17 protein-coding genes are annotated in these 16,798 nt (G+C 70.6%); 10 read left to right on the plus strand and 7 right to left on the minus strand.

Annotated elements, in window-relative coordinates; genetic code table 11:
• Window positions 1–24: 24 nt before the first annotated feature.
• The 3 genes from dnaE to Q9R13_RS00115 are packed head-to-tail and all read left to right on the plus strand — an operon-like array spanning window position 25 to window position 5,731.
• Complete coding sequence (gene dnaE, locus Q9R13_RS00105; protein WP_310962995.1) at window positions 25–3,561, plus strand: DNA polymerase III subunit alpha; 3,537 nt, start codon at window positions 25–27, stop codon at window positions 3,559–3,561.
• The gene (locus Q9R13_RS00110) at window positions 3,558–4,169 is read left to right on the plus strand and encodes a hypothetical protein (RefSeq protein WP_310962996.1); all 612 of its coding nucleotides are present in this window, start codon (window positions 3,558–3,560) and stop codon (window positions 4,167–4,169) included. Before dnaE ends, Q9R13_RS00110 begins: the two co-directional genes overlap by 4 nt.
• Complete coding sequence (locus Q9R13_RS00115) at window positions 4,169–5,731, plus strand: DUF3352 domain-containing protein (protein ID WP_310962997.1); 1,563 nt, start codon at window positions 4,169–4,171, stop codon at window positions 5,729–5,731. Before Q9R13_RS00110 ends, Q9R13_RS00115 begins: the two co-directional genes overlap by 1 nt.
• A 14-nt stretch (window positions 5,732–5,745) precedes the next feature.
• On the opposite strand, the gene ybaK is transcribed toward Q9R13_RS00115, so the two are convergent.
• Together ybaK and Q9R13_RS00125 are read right to left on the minus strand one after the other, a co-directional pair.
• Window positions 5,746–6,243 carry a Cys-tRNA(Pro) deacylase gene (gene ybaK, locus Q9R13_RS00120; RefSeq protein WP_310962998.1) on the minus strand — a complete coding sequence of 166 codons (498 nt, stop codon included), beginning with the start codon at window positions 6,241–6,243 and terminating at the stop codon, window positions 5,746–5,748.
• Complete coding sequence (locus Q9R13_RS00125; protein WP_310962999.1) at window positions 6,243–6,926, minus strand: LON peptidase substrate-binding domain-containing protein; 684 nt, start codon at window positions 6,924–6,926, stop codon at window positions 6,243–6,245. The genes ybaK and Q9R13_RS00125 overlap by 1 nt, the downstream gene beginning before the upstream one ends.
• A gap of 75 nt (window positions 6,927–7,001) precedes the next feature.
• Between Q9R13_RS00125 and Q9R13_RS00130 the strand changes: the two genes are divergently transcribed.
• The 7 genes from Q9R13_RS00130 (at window position 7,002) to hisF (ending at window position 12,780) form a co-directional block, all read left to right on the plus strand.
• Window positions 7,002–7,451 carry a nitroreductase/quinone reductase family protein gene (locus tag Q9R13_RS00130; protein WP_310963000.1) on the plus strand — a complete coding sequence of 150 codons (450 nt, stop codon included), beginning with the start codon at window positions 7,002–7,004 and terminating at the stop codon, window positions 7,449–7,451.
• Window positions 7,452–7,494: 43 nt separating this feature from the next.
• Window positions 7,495–8,808 (plus strand): histidinol dehydrogenase, encoded by a 1,314-nt coding sequence (gene hisD, locus Q9R13_RS00135; RefSeq protein WP_310963001.1) that lies wholly within the window; start codon window positions 7,495–7,497, stop codon window positions 8,806–8,808.
• Window positions 8,805–9,893 carry a histidinol-phosphate transaminase gene (locus Q9R13_RS00140; RefSeq protein WP_310963002.1) on the plus strand — a complete coding sequence of 363 codons (1,089 nt, stop codon included), beginning with the start codon at window positions 8,805–8,807 and terminating at the stop codon, window positions 9,891–9,893. Before hisD ends, Q9R13_RS00140 begins: the two co-directional genes overlap by 4 nt.
• Complete coding sequence (gene hisB, locus Q9R13_RS00145; protein WP_310963003.1) at window positions 9,890–10,498, plus strand: imidazoleglycerol-phosphate dehydratase HisB; 609 nt, start codon at window positions 9,890–9,892, stop codon at window positions 10,496–10,498. The genes Q9R13_RS00140 and hisB overlap by 4 nt, the downstream gene beginning before the upstream one ends.
• 15 nt (window positions 10,499–10,513) lie before the next feature.
• Complete coding sequence (gene hisH / locus Q9R13_RS00150) at window positions 10,514–11,161, plus strand: imidazole glycerol phosphate synthase subunit HisH (RefSeq protein ID WP_310963004.1); 648 nt, start codon at window positions 10,514–10,516, stop codon at window positions 11,159–11,161.
• Between the two features lie 123 nt (window positions 11,162–11,284).
• Window positions 11,285–12,022 (plus strand): bifunctional 1-(5-phosphoribosyl)-5-((5-phosphoribosylamino)methylideneamino)imidazole-4-carboxamide isomerase/phosphoribosylanthranilate isomerase PriA, encoded by a 738-nt coding sequence (gene priA / locus Q9R13_RS00155; protein ID WP_310963005.1) that lies wholly within the window; start codon window positions 11,285–11,287, stop codon window positions 12,020–12,022.
• Entirely contained in the window at window positions 12,019–12,780 is a 762-nt protein-coding gene (gene hisF / locus Q9R13_RS00160) for an imidazole glycerol phosphate synthase subunit HisF (RefSeq protein ID WP_310963006.1), read from the plus strand. The genes priA and hisF overlap by 4 nt, the downstream gene beginning before the upstream one ends.
• 84 nt (window positions 12,781–12,864) lie before the next feature.
• Here the strand turns inward: hisF and Q9R13_RS00165 are convergent, their stop codons facing one another.
• The 5 genes from Q9R13_RS00165 to Q9R13_RS00185 all read right to left on the minus strand — a co-directional run bounded on the left by Q9R13_RS00165 (window position 12,865) and on the right by Q9R13_RS00185 (window position 16,780).
• The gene (locus Q9R13_RS00165) at window positions 12,865–14,058 is read right to left on the minus strand and encodes a L,D-transpeptidase (protein WP_310963007.1); all 1,194 of its coding nucleotides are present in this window, start codon (window positions 14,056–14,058) and stop codon (window positions 12,865–12,867) included.
• A gap of 144 nt (window positions 14,059–14,202) precedes the next feature.
• Window positions 14,203–15,030 carry a septum formation family protein gene (locus Q9R13_RS00170; RefSeq protein WP_310963008.1) on the minus strand — a complete coding sequence of 276 codons (828 nt, stop codon included), beginning with the start codon at window positions 15,028–15,030 and terminating at the stop codon, window positions 14,203–14,205.
• A gap of 64 nt (window positions 15,031–15,094) precedes the next feature.
• On the minus strand, window positions 15,095–15,871 hold the full coding sequence (locus Q9R13_RS00175) for a septum formation family protein (RefSeq protein WP_310963009.1): 777 nt from the start codon (window positions 15,869–15,871) through the stop codon (window positions 15,095–15,097).
• Between the two features lie 20 nt (window positions 15,872–15,891).
• Window positions 15,892–16,383 (minus strand): flavodoxin family protein, encoded by a 492-nt coding sequence (locus Q9R13_RS00180; RefSeq protein WP_310963010.1) that lies wholly within the window; start codon window positions 16,381–16,383, stop codon window positions 15,892–15,894.
• Between the two features lie 16 nt (window positions 16,384–16,399).
• Window positions 16,400–16,780, minus strand: a complete 381-nt coding sequence (locus Q9R13_RS00185; RefSeq protein ID WP_310963011.1) for a glyoxalase superfamily protein — start codon at window positions 16,778–16,780, stop codon at window positions 16,400–16,402.
• Between the last annotated feature and the right edge of the window lie 18 nt (window positions 16,781–16,798).

Consider the following 16,798-nt stretch of genomic DNA (forward strand, 5'->3'; position numbering starts at 1 on the left):
GCGCAGAGGAGAACAGGCGAGGAGATGGCGGCTGGCTCGAGCGACGGATTCGCGCACCTTCACGTGCACACTGAGTACTCCATGCTCGACGGCGCCGCACGGCTCGGCGACATGATGCAGCGCACCGCCGAGCTCGGCATGGACTCCATCGCGATGACCGACCACGGCAACGTCTTCGGCGCCTACGAGTTCTGGTCCAAGGCGAAGGCCGCCGGCATCAACGGGATCGTCGGCATGGAGGCCTATTTCACCCCGAACACCAGCCGCTTCGACAAGAAGCGGGTCCGGTGGAACGACGGCGGCGACGACGACGTCTCCGGTTCCGGCGCGTACACCCACATGACCCTGCTCGCCGAGAACACCGTCGGGATGCACAACCTGTTCCGGCTCAGCAGTCGGGCGAGCATGGAGGGCTACTTCTACCAGCCGCGCGCCGACCGCGAGCTGCTCGCCGAGTACGCCAGCGGACTGATCGGCACCACCGGCTGCCCGTCGGGCGAGGTCCAGGTCTGGCTGCGCATCGGGGACTACGAGAAGGCCCGGCAGGCGGCCGCCGACTTCCAGGACATCCTGGGCCGCGACAACTACTTCCTCGAGCTGATGGACCACGGACTGGGCATCGAGCGGCGGGTCCGCGACGACCTGCTCCGGCTCAGCAGGGACCTCGGCATCCCGCCGATCGCGACCAACGACTCCCACTACGTGCTGCGCGAGGACGCGCCGTCGCAGGAGCACCTCCTCTGCGTCTCCAGCGGCAGCACGATGGCGGACCCGAAGCGGTTCAAGTTCGACGGCGACGGCTACTACATCAAGTCCCCCGCCGAGATGCGCGAGATCTGGGTCGACCGCTACGACCTGCGCGAGGCCTGCGACAACACCCTGCTGATCGCCGAGCGGTGCGGGGTGGAGTTCACCGAGGGCAACGGCACCTACATGCCCCGGTTCCCCTGCCCGGAGGGTGAGGACGAGAACTCCTGGTTCGTCAAGGAGGTCGAGAAGGGGCTGCGCTACCGCTACCCGGAGGGCATCCCCGACGCGGTGCGCAAGCAGGCGGACTTCGAGGTCGGCGTGATCACCCAGATGGGCTTCCCCGGCTACTTCCTCGTGGTGGCCGACTTCATCAACTGGGCCAAGGACCACGGCATCCGGGTCGGGCCCGGCCGTGGCTCCGGGGCCGGGTCGATGTGCGCGTACGCCATGCGGATCACCGACCTGGACCCCCTGCGCCACGGGCTGATCTTCGAGCGGTTCCTCAACCCCGACCGGGTCTCGATGCCCGACTTCGACATCGACTTCGATGAGCGTCGGCGCGGCGAGGTCATCCGCTACGTGAGCGACAAGTACGGCGACGACCGCGTCTCGATGATCGTCACCTACGGCACCATCAAGGCCAAGCAGGCCGTCAAGGACTCCTCACGCATCCTCGGCTACCCCTTCGCGATGGGTGACCGGATCACCAAGGCCATGCCGGCTCCGGTGATGGGCAAGGACGTGCCGCTCAAGAGTCTCTTCGACGAGACTCACCCGCGCTTCGGTGAGGGCGGCGACTTCCGCAAGCTCTACGACTCCGAGCCCGATGTGAAGACGGTCGTCGACACGGCGATCGGCATCGAGGGCCTGAAGCGTCAGTGGGGCGTGCACGCCGCGGGCGTGATCATGTCCAGCGAACCGCTGCTCGACGTGATCCCGGTGATGCGGCGCCCGGCCGACGGCGCGATCATCACCCAGTTCGACTACCCGACCTGCGAGAAGCTCGGGCTGATCAAGATGGACTTCCTCGGGCTCCGCAACCTGACGGTGCTCGACGACGCACTGATCAACATCGCCAACAACCGCGGCGAGAAGGTCGTCCTCGAGGACCTCGAGCTGACCGACCCGGCGACGTACGCCCTGCTCCAGCGTGGCGACACGCTCGGCGTGTTCCAGCTCGATGGCGGCCCGATGCGGGCGCTGCTGCGCAGCATGCAGCCCGACACGTTCGAGGACATCTCCGCGGTCGGTGCGCTCTACCGGCCCGGCCCGATGGGGGCCGACTCCCACAACAAGTACGCCCGCCGGAAGACCGGCCGGGAGCCCGTCGTCCCCATCCATCCCGAGCTGGCCGAGGCCCTCGAGGACGTGCTCGGCGAGACCTACGGCCTGATCGTCTATCAGGAGCAGGTCATGGCGATCGCCCAGAAGCTGGCGGGCTACACGCTGGGTCAGGCGGACCTGCTGCGTCGCGCGATGGGCAAGAAGAAGAAGTCCGAGCTCGACAAGCAGTTCGCGGCCTTCTCCGCCGGCATGACCGATCGCGGCTTCTCGATGGCCGCGGTGAACACGCTCTGGGAGATCCTGGTCCCGTTCTCCGACTACGCCTTCAACAAGGCGCACTCCGCGGCGTACGGCCTGGTGTCGTACTGGACGGCATACCTCAAGGCGAACTATCCGGCCGAGTACATGGCCGCGCTGTTGACGTCCGTCAAGGACGACAAGGACAAGATGGCGATCTACCTCAACGAGTGTCGCCGGATGAAGATCCAGGTGCTGCCTCCGGACGTGAACGAATCCGAGGCGAACTTCACCCCGGTCGGCACCGACATCCGCTTCGGACTCACCGCGATCCGCAACGTCGGCAGCAACGTCGTCGACCAGATCATCGAGGCGCGTCGCGAGAAGGGGCGGTACGCCGACTTCGGCGACTTCATGGGCAAGGTGCCGCCGCAGGTGTGCAACAAGCGGCTGATCGACTCCCTGGTCAAGGCCGGGGCATTCGACTCGCTGCAGCACCGGCGCCGGGCGCTGGTCGCCATCCACGAGCAGGCGGTCGACCAGTACGTCGACATCAAGCGCAACGAGGCGATCGGCCAGGACTCGCTCTTCGGCGGCATGGACGACAACGAGAGCGGCTTCGGCGTCGACGTGGTCGTCCCCGACATCGAGGAGTGGGACAAGCAGACCCTCCTCGCCCACGAGCGGGACATGTTGGGGCTCTACGTCTCCGACCACCCACTGCTCGGGCTCGAGCACGTGCTTGCCAACGCGGCCGACTGCACGATCGGGCAGCTGCTGGCCGACGACTCGCGACCGGACGGTGCGCAGACCACGATCTGCGGCCTGATCACCGGAGTTCAGCGCAAGATCACCAAGCGAGGCGACAACTGGGCGATGGTCACGGTCGAGGACCTCGAGGGTGCCGTGGACGTGCTGCTGTTCCCGTCGTCCTACGCGTTGGCGGCCCCCCTGCTGATCGAGGACTCCGTGGTGATCGTCAAGGGCAGACTCTCGCGCAGCAAGGATCAGCCCGAGCTGCACGGACAGGAGGTCTCGGCGCCGGATCTTCGGACCGCCACCGGGGGGCCGTTGCGGATCTCGGTACCGTCCACACGCTGCACCCCCGCGATGGTCGAGCAGCTGAAGGACATCCTGCGAACCCATCCCGGAATGACAGAGGTGCAGATGCTGCTCAAGTCGCGCGGCTCGACGAAGGTGTTCCGCATCGACGACCGGCTGAGGGTCACCTCCACGCCGGCGCTGATCGCGGACCTCAAGCAGCTGCTCGGCCCCGGGTGCATGCAGTGAGCGCGCCCGCACCGACGACGACCCGCCCCACGCGGTCCGGCCCGCTGCCGGGGTCGCCGAGCGAGGTGCTCACCGATGTGCTCATCGTCGCCGTCGGCTTCGCCGTCCTCGGAGTCGTCGGCGCCTTCGTCTGGCATGCCGTCGTCCACCTGCCGACCTACACCCGCAGCGGCACCGGCGGCCTGATGGACCAGGTGCAGCTGGCCGAGGTGATGGGGATCGACGGTTGGTTCTTCACGATCGGCGGTGTCGGCGGCCTGCTCGCCGGGGCGGTGCTGATGCTCGCGCGGCGTACCCGTCCGGTGCTGATGGTCGTGCTGCTCGCTGCCGGGGGCGCACTCGCGGCGTGGCTGATGGTCGTCGTCGGGCTGCACCTGGGTCCGGCTGACCCCGACGTGGTGCTTCGGACGGCCGCCAAGGGCACACGGGTCCCGTTGCAGCTGCACACCAAGGCCCACGTCGTCGAGTACGCCTGGTCGCTAGGTGCGGTGCTCAGTGGTCTGGTCGTGCTGCTGCTGAGCTCGCCGCGGCCGGCTGCGACCGAGAGCCGGGTCGTGCCGGACAAGCCGACCGACGAGGGCCCGCCCCCGCCGGACCCCGGGCGCTGATGACCAGCGACGGCACCGACGGCACCGATGAGCCCAGCACGGCTCCCGGCAGCGCGATGCCCCTGGGACGTCGCCGCCGGCTCGCCATCGTCACCGCGGTGGCGGTCCTGGTCGTGGCTGTGCTGGGAGTGGGCACCTACGCGGCCGTCAGGCTGATCGGCGGCGGGCCGCACCCCGAGGACGTTCTGCCCGCGTCCACGATCGCGGTGGTCTCGGTGGACCTGGATCCCTCGGCCGGACAGAAGATCGAGGCCATCCGCACCATGCGGAAGTTCCCTGACCTGCGCAAGCAGATCGACCTGGGCCCCGGCGACGACGTCCGCAAGCTCATCTTCGACAAGATGATCGCCTCGGGCGGCTGCCGATCGATGTCCTTCGACCGCGACGTCGGGTCCTGGCTGGGCAACCGCGCGGCGCTCGGCGCGGTCGACCTCGGCGAGGCGTCTCCGACGCCGGTGCTCGCGCTGCAGGTGCAGGATGCCGCAGCGGCGCGGCGCGGCCTCGACCGGATCATGGCCTGCTCGCATCCCGCAGACGTCGGTATCGCGATGGCGGCCGGCTACGCGATCATCAGCGACAGCACGGCGCACGCGCGCTTGATCGTGGCCGACGGACGCAGTCACGACCTGGCCGACGATGCGTCGTACCAGCACTGGACCGGACAGACCGGTGACGCCGGAGTGCTGAGCTTCTATGTCGCGAAGTCGGCCGCCGACCTCGGACTCAGGGAGCTCGACCGAGGCATGTTCGGTGCGGACCTGGGCTCACTCAAGGACACCCTCAAGGGGTTCCGGGGCATGGCCGGCACTCTTCGCTTCAGCGAGGGCGGCGCCGAGCTCGCCACCGCGACCGGGGGCGTCCACGCCACGGACGGCAGTGCGGTCGGAGATGCTGTCGGTCGACTGCCCGCCGACACCGCGCTGGCGCTGGGCATCGGCGTCCCGGGGGACTACGCGACCACACTGGTCGACCGGGTCGCCGGGCTGGACGGCGGGACCCGGACGGCGTTCATCAAGCAGACGCGGGCGCAGACCGGACTGCGGCTGCCGGAGGATCTCCAGACCATGCTCGGCACGGCGCTGGTGCTCAGCGTGGACGGCACGCCGCCGCGGCAGCTCAGCTCCCTCGACGGCATCAGCAGCCTGCCGGCGGCCGTCACGGTGACCGGCGACGGACCGGGCATCGACGCCGTGCTGTCACGGGTGCAGCACCGCACCCGGACGAGCCTCGCCGACCTCGGGTTGACGGAGCGGAAGGACGACACCCACGTCACGGTGGCCACCAGCGCGACCTACGCCGCCCGGGTCCGCCAGCATGGCGACCTCGGGTCGGACGGCACCTTCGAGAAGGTCGTGCCCGACGCCGACCACGCGGTCGCAGTCTTCTTCCTCCGCATCGACGACGCCTGGCGCCAGAAGATCGCCGAGCTGGTCGGCAATGCCAGCGGTCCGGCGGACGCTGCAGCGGTCGACAGCGACCTTGCACCGTTCCAGGCGCTGGGGTTCAGTGCCTGGAACGACGGGGGAATCACCCACACGCTGCTGAAGCTGGCCACGAACTAGTCGCTCGCCCGGGCTCAGCGGCGCGCGATGGGGGCCAGGGTCGCGCCGGTCAGGCGCACGAGGTCGTCGGGAGCCAGGCCCAGGTCGGTGCCGCGCCGACCCGCAGAGACGTAGACGGTCTCCTGCGCCCCGGCCGATGCGTCGACGACGGTACGCAGCGGGCGCTTCTGGCCCAGCGGCGAGATCCCGCCGACGACGTACCCGCTGGACCGCTCCGCGGACGCGAGGTCCGCCATCGCGGCGCGCTTCGCACCCAGCGTGATGGCGAGGGCCTTCAGGTCCAGCTCGGCGTCCACCGGGACCACCGCCACCGTCAGCTCCCCATCCACCTCGGCGACCAGCGTCTTGAGCACACGGGCCGGGTCGAGACCGAGGGCGTGGGCGGCCTCGAGGCCGTACGACCTGACCGTCGGGTCGTGCTCGTAGGAGTGCACGGAGTAGGCGACCCCGGCCCGGTCGAGCGCCACCGTGGCCGGCGTCCCGACCCGGTCCTCCTTTCCCCTGCGACCCATCAGTTCGGCGACCAACGGGTCCGGGCGACCTCGGTCGCGGGAAGGGACGGCAGCGCGCGCATGGCGCGCATCTCCGTGCGCAGCGCGGCGGCGAGCATGGCCAGCCGCTCGACTGCGCTGTCGGCCTCGAGCAGCGCTTGGCGCTCGCGGAGGGTGAGCAGGCAGGTCGCCGCCAGCGCGAACGAGAGGTACGTCGGGTCCGCGGGCATGGTCCCGGTCAGGACTGTGTCGCCGCGCAGCGTGGAGAGCGCGTCCCGGTAGCGCTCGAAGACCGCGAGCGTGTGGTCCGCCTGGAGCCGGGCGTGCTCGATCGCCTCGGGGTCCGTCTCCTCCTCGTCGGCGAGGAGCTCGACGTCCGCGGTGAAGTACTCGCCCGCGGTGTTCATCGTCTCCATCTTCAGTCGCTGCCGGCCGGTGACCAGCAGGTCGAAGCGGCCGTCCTCGTGCGGGGTGACCTCGGTGACCTGGGCGAGCGTGCCGACCCTGTGCGCGGACTGCACGCCGTGGTCGCCGACCTCATAGCCCTCGCGGATCGCCACCACCCCGAAGAGCCGCTGGGTCGGATCGGGGATGGCGAGCAGGTCGCGCACCATGGCCCGGTAGCGGTCCTCGAAGACGTGCAGCGGGATCACCATGCCCGGGAGCAGCACCGTGTTCAGCGGGAACATCGGCAGCGTGGGCACGGCCCCAAACTAGCGGCTTCGCCACGGGCGGGCCGGGAGGTCGGAGATCGGCTCGCGGGCGAGTAGGTTGGCGACATGGTGGACCACAACGCCCAGATCATCGACGAGTTCCGCGCGAACGGCGGGAGAGTCGGTGGCGGGTTCGAGGGCGCGCCGCTGCTGCTGCTGCACAGCACCGGTGCCCGCACCGGCCAGGAGCGGGTCAGCCCGATGATGTACCAGGCGGTCGGCGACGCCTACGCGGTGTTCGCGTCCAAGGCGGGCGCCGACACCCATCCCGACTGGTTCCATAACCTGACCGCGCACCCTGAGGCACGGATCGAGGTCGGGGTCGACGGCGAGGTCCAGACCGTCGACGTCACCGCCCGCGTGCTCGACGCCGAGGAGCGCGAGCCGATCTGGTCCACCCAGAAGGAGCGCTTTCCCGGGTTCGCCGACTACGAGGCGAAGACCACGCGGGTGATCCCGGTGGTGCTGCTCGAGCGGGTCCGGGGCACGGACGACCCAGCCGATCCCGGCCGGTGAACGCGGCCGGGAAAGCTGCCGTCGGCTACATAGACTGATCTCCATGATGCGCCGGATCGACCTCAGGGGTGGCGCAGCAGCATCCGCCCCTGACTACCGCACCCTCGTGCCGCGTGCCGACTTCGACGTCGACGCCGCGCTGCACGTGGTGGGACCGATCTGCGACGACGTCCACGAGCGCGGCATGGCCGCTGTCATCGACTACTCGGCGAAGTTCGACGGCGTCGAGCAGACCGACATCGCGGTGCCTGCGGAGGCGATCGCGGAGGCGCTCGAACGACTGGATCCCGACGTCCGAGCCGGGCTCGAGGAGTCGATCCGTCGGCTCCGGACGACCTGCGAGGCAGAGCTCGAGGCGGACGTCGTCACCGACCTGGCACCCGGCGCCCGGGTGACCCAGCGGATGGTGCCGGTCGACCGGGTCGGGCTCTACGTCCCGGGTGGGCTCGCCCCGCTGGTGTCCAGCGTGGTGATGAACGTCGTACCCGCTCAGGTCGCCGGTGTCGGCTCGATCGCGCTGACCAGCTCGCCGCAACGCGACGGCTTCGGTCGATGGGGCGACGGTCTGCCGCACCCGACCATCCTGGCCGCCTGTGCGCTGCTCGGGGTCGACGAGGTGTACGCCGCCGGGGGTGCACAGGCGATCGCGATGCTGGCGTACGGCGCTGGACCCTGCCGCCCGGTCGACCTGGTCACCGGCCCCGGCAACATCTACGTCGTGGCGGCCAAGCGGCTGCTGCGTGGCGTCGTCGGGATCGACTCCGAGGCGGGCCCGACCGAGATCGCGATCCTCGCCGACGTCACCGCGGACCCCGCCTACGTGGCCGCGGACCTGATCAGCCAGGCCGAGCATGACCCGCTCGCCGCGTCGGTGCTGGTGACCGACTCGACCCGGCTCGCCGACGCCGTCGATGTCGAGCTCGAGCGGCAGATCGCAGCCACCAAGCACGTCGAGCGGATCCGCACCGCGCTGACTGGCCGGCAGTCCGGCACCGTCCTGGTCGACGGCATTGAGCAGGGCCTCGACGTCGTGAACGCCTACGCCGCCGAGCACCTGGAGGTCCAGACGGCCGACGCGGCGACGGTCGCGTCGCGGGTCCGCAACGCGGGTGCCATCTTCGTCGGGCCGTTCGCTCCGGTGTCGCTCGGCGACTACTGCGCAGGCTCGAACCACGTCCTCCCCACGGCCGGCTGCGCCTGCCACAGTTCGGGGCTGTCGGTCCGCGCCTTCCGCAGAGCCGTGCACGTCGTGGAGTACGACGAGGCGGCGCTGGACCAGGTCGCGGGTCACGTGGTGGACCTGGCCGAGGCCGAGGACCTGCCCGGGCACGCCGCCGCGGTCCGGGTGCGGCTGTGACCTGGTCACCGCCGCTGCGTGAGGAGCTCCGCGGGGTCGAGCCGTACGGCGCGCCCCAGCTCGACGTCCCGGTGCAGCTGAACACCAACGAGAACCCGTACGGTCCGCCGGCCGAGGTCGTCGCCGAGATCGCCACTCGGGTGGCGCAGGCTGCCGGTCGGCTCAACCGCTACCCCGACCGTGACTTCACCGCGCTGCGCTCGGCGCTCAGGGACTACCTGGCGGCCGAGTCCGGCGTGCGCGTCGCGGTCGAGCAGGTATGGGCCGCGAACGGCTCGAACGAGGTGATGCTGCACCTGCTCCAGGCCTTCGGTGGGCCCGGGCGGGTGGCGATGAGCTTCGCGCCGACGTACTCGATGTATCCGGAGTACGCCCGGGACACCCACACCGCCTGGGTCGAGGGGCACCGCCACGACGACTTCTCCTTCGATCTCGACCACGCCGCCGCGCTGATCGCCGAGCACCGTCCCTCAGTGGTGCTGCTGCCGAGCCCGAACAACCCGACCGGCACTGCCCTGCCGCACGACGTGGTCGGGCAGGTCGCCGCGCTGGTCGGCGACGGGGTGCTCGTGATCGACGAGGCGTACGCCGAGTTCCGCCGGACCGGCACGCCCAGTGCTCTCGAGCTGCTGGCCGACCACCCGAACCTGGTGATCACCCGGACGATGAGCAAGGCGTTCGCAGCAGCGGGACTGCGGCTGGGCTACCTCGCCGCCGACCCGCGGGTCTGCGACGCGCTGCGGGTCGTCAGGCTGCCCTATCACCTCTCGAGCACGACCCAGGCGACGGCGCTCGCCGCGCTGGCCCACGCACCCGTGCTGCTCGGCCGGGTCGACCAGCTCCGCAAGGAGCGCGACGCCCTGGTCCGATGGCTGCGCGAGCGGGACTTCGCGGTGGCCGACAGCGACGCCAACTTCGTGCTCTTCGGCCGGTTCGACAACCGACGTGCGGTCTGGGAGCAGTTGCTGGATCATGGGGTGCTGATCCGCGAGGTCGGCCCGGCGGGCTGGCTCCGCGTCTCGATCGGCACGCCGGACGAGATGGAAGCATTCAAGGACGCCCTGACGAAGGTGGGACGGCAATGAGCAGGACCGCACGCTGCGAACGGCAGACCAAGGAGTCCAAGGTCGTCGTCGAGGTCGACCTCGACGGGTCGGGCCGCACCGACGTCTCCACCGGTGTCGGGTTCTACGACCACATGCTCGATGCGTTCGGCCGGCACGCCCTGCTCGACCTGAGCGTGCACACCGAGGGCGACACGCAGATCGACGCTCACCACACGGTCGAGGACACCGCGATCGTGCTCGGGGAGGCACTGCGGGAGGCGCTCGGCGACAAGGTCGGCATCCGGCGATTCGGTGACGCGTGTGTGCCGCTGGATGAGGCGCTGGTGCAGGCGGTCGTGGACGTCTCCGGTCGGCCCTACTGTGTGCACACCGGCGAGCCGGAGGGGCAGCAGTACGTCCTGCTCGGCGGCTCCGGGACGGCTTACCTCGGCTCGCTCACCCGCCACGTCTTCGAGACCGTGGCCTTCCACGCCCACCTCGCCCTGCACGTGCGGGTGCTGGCCGGCCGCGAGCCGCACCACCTGGTCGAGGCCCAGTTCAAGGCCGTCGCCCACGCGTTCCGCGACGCCGTGGCGCTGGACCCTCGGGAGACGGGCGTTCCGTCGACCAAGGGCAGCCTCTAGCAGGGGCGGCGCAGCTTGTCGAACCCTGAGGTCGTCGTCCTGGACTACGGCTCCGGCAACGTCCGCTCGGTGGTGCGTGCCCTGGAGCGCGCCGGTGCCCGCGTCGAGCTGACCGCCGACCGCACCGCCGCCCGTGAGGCGGACGGCCTGGTGGTGCCCGGTGTCGGCGCGTTCGCCGCGTGCATGCGGGGGCTGCAGGCGGTTCACGGTCCCGAGGTGATCGGACGTCGACTGGCTGGCGGCCGACCGGTCTTGGGCATCTGCGTGGGGATGCAGGTGCTGTTCAGCCGCGGCGTGGAGCACGGCGTGGAGACCGACGGCTGCGACGAGTGGCCCGGGGTCGTCGAGCGCTTGCAGGCCCCCGTCGTACCCCACATGGGGTGGAACACCGTCGAGGTCCCGCAGGGCTCGCCGTTGTTCGCCGGTGTGGAGGGGGAGCGGTTCTACTTCGTGCACTCCTACGGCGTACGGGAGTGGTCCCTGGTGACGAACGGTCGGACCCGGCCACCCCTGGTGACGTGGGCCGCGCACGGACCGTCCGGCCGCGAGGACCGCTTCGTCGCCGCCGTCGAGAACGGCCCGCTCACCGCCACCCAGTTCCACCCGGAGAAGTCCGGCGACGCCGGCGCCCGCCTGCTGGCCAACTGGGTGTCCTCGCTGTGAGCCTGTGGCGGCCCGGGATCGTCGAGGCGGCGCAGACTTGCAACGAATCGGGGTCGAGGCGGCGCAACTTTGCAGATCGACCTGCAAAGTTGCGCCGCCTCGGCGATGAATAGAGTTCGGGGCATGGTGACCCATCTCGAGCTGCTGCCCGCCGTCGACATCGCGGGCGGCCAGGCTGTCCAGCTGGTGCAGGGGGTCGCGGGATCGGAGAAGCGGTTCGGGGATCCGATCGAGGCCGCGCTGCGCTGGCAGGAGGCCGGCGCGGAGTGGTTGCATCTGGTCGACCTCGACGCGGCGTTCGGTCGTGGCGACAACCGTGCGCTGCAGGCGAAGATCGTCGGGACGCTCGACATCCGGGTCGAGATGAGCGGCGGCATCCGTGACGACGCATCCCTCGAGGCCGCGATGGCGACCGGCTGCCGCCGGGTCAACATCGGAACCGCCGCGCTCGAGCAGCCGGAATGGTGTGCGCACGCGATCGCGGCGTACGGCGACAGGGTGGCGATCGGCCTGGACGTCCGCGGTCGGACCCTGGCCGCGCGTGGGTGGACCCGTGAGGGTGGCGACCTCTACGAGGTGCTGGAGCGACTCGATGCCGAGGGCTGTGCTCGCTACGTCGTCACCGACGTCAACAAGGACGGCATGCTGCAGGGGCCGAACCTCCAGCTGCTCACGGACGTGTGCGCGGCGACCGACCGGCCGGTGGTCGCCTCCGGTGGCATCACCGAGCTCGCTGACCTCCGGGCGCTGATGGCCATGGTCGACCGGGGCGTCGAGGGCGCGATCGTCGGCACCGCGCTCTACGAGGGCCGCTTCACTCTCGAGGACGCCCTCGCCCTGACCTGGCCCGACCGGCCATGAGCCTCGCGATCCGGGTGATCCCGTGCCTCGACGTCGACGAGGGTCGGGTGGTCAAGGGGGTCAACTTCGAGAACCTCCGCGACGCGGGCGACCCGGTCGAGCTGGCCCGGCGCTACGACGCGGAGGGCGCCGACGAGTTGACCTTCCTCGACATCTCGGCGTCCCACCAGGGTCGGGCGACGACCATGGAGATCGTCTCGCGCACCGCCGAGCAGGTGTTCATCCCACTGACCGTCGGCGGGGGTGTCGGCAGCGTGGACGACGTGGACCGGCTGTTGCGTGCCGGCGCCGACAAGGTTGCGGTCAACACCGCCGCGATCCACCGGCCCGGACTGGTCGCCGAGATCGCGGACCGGTTCGGGAGTCAGGTGCTGGTGCTCTCCGTGGACGCCCGCCGTGCGCCGGGCACGGAGTCGGGCTTCGAGGTCACCACGCACGGTGGTCGGAAGTCGGCGGGCCTGGACGCGGTCCAATGGGCCGCCCGTGCCGCCGAGCTGGGTGCCGGGGAGATCCTGCTCAACGCGATGGACGCGGACGGCACTGCCGATGGCTTCGACCTCGACCTGATCCGGTTGGTGCGCGCCGCGGTCGGTGTCCCGGTCATCGCCAGCGGCGGTGCCGGGCGACTGGAGCACTTCCCGCCCGCGGTCGCCGCGGGCGCCGACGCCGTCCTGGCCGCGACCGTGTTCCACTTCGGGACCCTGCGGGTCGGTGAGGTCAAGGACGCGCTGCGCAAGGCTGGCGACCCCGTGCGCTGAGGTCTCCGCAGGGGGCGGCGTTGTTGACGCGGCCGGTGTTTGGATACGGGCCCCCGCCAGCCGGGGCCACCGGTCTTGTCCCGATCAGTTCGCCCACTGCGACCAGGGGATGTTCCAGTCCATCATCCCCGGGTCGTCGGGGTTCGCGGCCCGACCGGTTCCTCGCACGATCACGATGTCGCCGGGCTCGGACATCTCATAGAAGCGGGTGGCGTTGGCAGTGGAGAGGTGGATGCAGCCGTGGGAGGTGTTCGCAGCGCCGAGTTGGCTGTCCCAGGGCGCGGCGTGGACGAACGTGCCCGAGTCGGTCAGTCGGACGTCCCACTTCACCTGTAGGTCGTAGTACGTCGGTGAGCTCTTGGTGCAGCCGAGGCCGACACTGCAGGAGTCCATCTCAGTCTGGTGGGTCTTCATCAGCACTCGGTAGACGCCGTCGCGGGTCTCGAACCCGGGCTGCCCCATGCCGGTGGGCCAATCGGCGATCTGACGGCCGTTGACCGTGACCCGGAAGCGATGCGTGTCCGCGTTCACGTAGGAGATGTGGGCGTTGCTGGTGTGCCACGACCAGTCGTGGTTCCGGTCGCCCCAGACGCCGTGGCCGACGTACACATCCTGGAGGTCGACGTGCGCGGTGAACGTGCTGTTCGCCGGCCAGAAGTGTCGGGGCCGGAAGTGGGCGACGGTGTCGGAGTACCAGTGCCAGCCGCCGTGGACCCGCTTGCCGGAGGAGTCGGTCACGAACATGTGCTTCTCGAGCGCAGCCCGGGCGCTGACCGGACGGTTGAAGCTCACCTGCAAGGTCTCACCTACCCCGCGAGTCCAGCCGTCGCCAGGGGTGGCCGACATCGACAGGGTGTTGGTCGCCGGGGTGGTTCGGAAGGAGAGGTGCCGGGTTGCCGGGTGCCCGGCAGCGTCGAGGAGCCGCACGGTGGCGCGGTAGCGGGTGTTCGGCGTCAGCCGGGAGGTGACGCGCCACCGCTCGCCGTGCTGGCCGAGCAACCCTGACACCGCAGAGCCGCCAGCCCGTGGGACGACCCGCACTGAGGCGATCGTTCCGTGGGTCGCCAGCAGCGTCGGGTGCGCCGACCAGCGGACCCGCTTGTCGGGACTCGGCGACATGCTGACCCGCGCGGGCGGTGTCACGTGGCCGACGTCGTGGGCCGTGACCGAGCTGGCCCCACCGGACCCGTTCGCTCCGGGGGCGCCGGCACAGCCCGTGAAGGCCAGGGCTCCGGCACACAGGGTGGCGGCGCCGATCAGTCGCGCTCTGACCAACATGTCGTTCCTCTCGTCGTCATCGTCAACCTCTTGACGCGCGAAGTTCGTCCGGCGTTGCGCCGTTTTCGAGTTCGTGGCCAATTCGTGACGTTGCAGTCTCGCAGTTCCAGTGTCCGCAGGCGGCCCCGGGCCGGGTGTTCCGGCTCAGGATTCGGGCAGCCAGCAGTAGCCGTACCGCTGTCCGGAGTCCCATTGCTGCCGGGTGGGCCACTCGAAGCTCCAGGTGAACTTCAGTCGCGTCCCCGCACGCGCGCTGGCGATGTCATGGCAGCGCGAGTCGGCTTCCTTGCTGGCGGCTCTGCCCAGGAAGTGGGTTCCGGCGGGGAGCGGGACAACGTCGACAGCCCGCCACTGGTGCGGTCGGGAGCACACCACCCGCTGGAAGCCCCTGGCCGACGGCGCCGTGGTGCCACAGGTGCCCCAGGTGCTCAGTGCGTCGTTGTGGTCGAGGACGCCACGCATCCGTGCGTCGAGCGGCGCCAGGCGCCCGTCGCTGCGCAGCGCCACCAGGTCGCAGCGGAACCATCGGGCGCCGAGGTCGGCCTGGGCGACGGTCGGCCCGAACCAGACCGTGGTCAGTCGGCTGAGCCTGCGGGCGGTCTCGGTGCCGCCGACGTACGACGTCAACCGGCGCGGGCACCTGTCCGCCAGCTGCTTCTGCACGGTGCCGGAGTCGACGGCCATCAGGTGCCCGTCGACGACCGGGTCGAAGGTGCCCACGAACATCGTCACCGAGGTGTGCCGAGCCGAGCAGGGGACGGAGCCGGTGCCCGCCGTCGGTCGCATTGCCTGTCGGAAGCCCAGCCGGTGGCAGCTGCCCATCCGCGGGGGAGGCGCGGGCCTCGGCTGAGCGGTCGGGGTGATGTCCACCGTCGAAGGGGCCGAGGACGGGCTGCTGGTGCATCCTGCCGCGGAGACGACCAGCAGGGCAGCGGCCAGTGCCGTGCCCAGGTTCCTCAGTCGCCCGTCCATCACGGTCCAGTCTTCCGCAACGGTCTGCCCCCTCGGGAAGCCGGTCTGCTCGGGACCGGGACCGTCACTGGTCGGTCTCCGCCCAGCAGACCGCTCGCCGGTTGCCCGCCCGCCACTCCGCGGCGTGGAAGTAGGTGTAGCCGTAGCCATAGTCCAGGGCGTAGTTCAGCCAGGCCCCGACCTGGTCGGAGCAGTAGTCGCGGGCACGGACCTCGGAGATCCGGTCACCGGGATAGGGATCATCGGGCTGACCGAGCTTGACCGTTGCGATCGCCCGCCAGTCGTGGCGCGCCGAGCACGGCACCCGGGTCGACCCGGCGAACGTGCTGCCGCGCGAGCATGCGAGCCACTGCTGGGCCGGCCGGCCCTGGAACAGTCCCTTGGTCACCGTCGGGAGGTAGGCCAGCCGGCGCGCACCGTCCGGGCCCCCGACTGCGTCGCAGCGGAACCAGCGCGCGCCCCTCTTCCAGGCAGCCGCGGAGGGCCGGAACCAGACCCAGCTGATCCGGATCCGCATCACCAGGCTGTCGTCGGCACCGAGGAATCGCTCGAACGCCGGGCCGCAGGTGTCGTAGACGTGGCTGCCGTGCCAGCGATCGTCGTACGACGCACCGGTACGGCGAGGCAGCCGGCCGACCAGGAACGTCTGGGCCGTGTGCGGGCGGCTGCAGGCCACGGTCGGGGTGTCGTCGGTGTGCGCCGCGACGTCCTGGGTGTCCAAGTCCCGACAGGCGCCGACGCGCGGCGGCGTCGTCCGGTCCGACGGCGCCGGCTTCGCGCCGCAACCGCCGAGCACGAGGGGGAGCAGCACGACGAGGGCGAGCAGGGCGGATAGGCGCATCGGTGCCTCCCCGTCAGCCGTCAGTCGATGAGCAACGCCGCGAGCGTAGCGCCGAGCTCATAGGCCCTTGCCGTGTCGGCGTCGGTGACGTCGCCCATCGCCTCGAGGACCTCGAATCCCTGCCGCCAGCCCAGTGCGCCGACGATCGAGAGCACGGACCGGACCGCGCCCGTGGTGTCGTAGCGGCCGTGCACGTAGAGGCCGAAGGGTCTGCCGGTGGTCTGCCCTGCCGACTCGCCCGCGGCGCCGCTGGGATCCAGCGCCCCGCCCACCTGGAGGAAGGTGGAGTCGAAGAAGTGCTTGAGCGCGCCGGACATGTATCCGAAGTTCGCGGTGGTCCCGAGCAGGTAGCCGTCGGCGCCGAGCACGTCGGCGGCCGTGGCCTCGAGCGCGGGTCGTACGACGACCTCCACGCCCTCGATCGCGTCGTCGTGCGCACCGGCCAGGACGGCCTCGGTGAGAGCGTGCAACGACCGGGTCGGGGAGTGGTGGACCACCAACAGGCTGGGCATGCTCGCAGGTGCCCGCTCAGGCGCCGGACCACGCGGGGAGCTGCTGGACGTGCCAGGCGTTGCCGTCCGGGTCGGTGAAGTGCACGAAGCGGCCCCACGGGAGCTCCTCGACCGGCTCCACCGTGACCCCGCGACCGGCCAGGTCGTCGTGTGCGGCGTCGGCATCGGCCACCACGACCTGGAGCCCGCTGACCGAGCCGGGCTCGGCGCTGGTCAGGCCCCGGCCGAACGCGATCGACGCCGCAGACCCGGGCGGCGTGACCTGGACGAACCGCACCTCGTCACTGACGGTCTGGTCGTGGTCGACCGACCAACCCAGGGTGGTGCCGTAGAAGGCGACGGCCCGGTCGACGTCGGCGACGGGGAGGATCACGAGCTCGAGACGGTAGTCCACCACGGGAGGTCCTTTCACGAC

Origin of the sequence: Nocardioides marmorisolisilvae, assembly GCF_031656915.1 — a bacterium.
In the GTDB taxonomy this organism is placed as follows: domain Bacteria; phylum Actinomycetota; class Actinomycetes; order Propionibacteriales; family Nocardioidaceae; genus Marmoricola; species Marmoricola terrisoli.

What these genes read in the sequence shown, in the direction of transcription:
- Q9R13_RS00170 (WP_310963008.1), bottom strand. Translation starts at nt 15,030, where the DNA reads ATGGACGGGCGACTGAGGAACCTGGGCACGGCACTGGCCGCTGCCCTG.
- hisF (WP_310963006.1), top strand. Translation starts at nt 12,019, where the DNA reads ATGAGCCTCGCGATCCGGGTGATCCCGTGCCTCGACGTCGACGAGGGT.
- Q9R13_RS00165 (WP_310963007.1), bottom strand. Translation starts at nt 14,058, where the DNA reads ATGTTGGTCAGAGCGCGACTGATCGGCGCCGCCACCCTGTGTGCCGGA.
- priA (WP_310963005.1), top strand. Translation starts at nt 11,285, where the DNA reads ATGGTGACCCATCTCGAGCTGCTGCCCGCCGTCGACATCGCGGGCGGC.
- hisB (WP_310963003.1), top strand. Translation starts at nt 9,890, where the DNA reads ATGAGCAGGACCGCACGCTGCGAACGGCAGACCAAGGAGTCCAAGGTC.
- Q9R13_RS00115 (WP_310962997.1), top strand. Translation starts at nt 4,169, where the DNA reads ATGACCAGCGACGGCACCGACGGCACCGATGAGCCCAGCACGGCTCCC.
- ybaK (WP_310962998.1), bottom strand. Translation starts at nt 6,243, where the DNA reads ATGGGTCGCAGGGGAAAGGAGGACCGGGTCGGGACGCCGGCCACGGTG.
- dnaE (WP_310962995.1), top strand. Translation starts at nt 25, where the DNA reads ATGGCGGCTGGCTCGAGCGACGGATTCGCGCACCTTCACGTGCACACT.
- Q9R13_RS00180 (WP_310963010.1), bottom strand. Translation starts at nt 16,383, where the DNA reads ATGCCCAGCCTGTTGGTGGTCCACCACTCCCCGACCCGGTCGTTGCAC.
- Q9R13_RS00175 (WP_310963009.1), bottom strand. Translation starts at nt 15,871, where the DNA reads ATGCGCCTATCCGCCCTGCTCGCCCTCGTCGTGCTGCTCCCCCTCGTG.
- Q9R13_RS00130 (WP_310963000.1), top strand. Translation starts at nt 7,002, where the DNA reads ATGGTGGACCACAACGCCCAGATCATCGACGAGTTCCGCGCGAACGGC.
- hisD (WP_310963001.1), top strand. Translation starts at nt 7,495, where the DNA reads ATGATGCGCCGGATCGACCTCAGGGGTGGCGCAGCAGCATCCGCCCCT.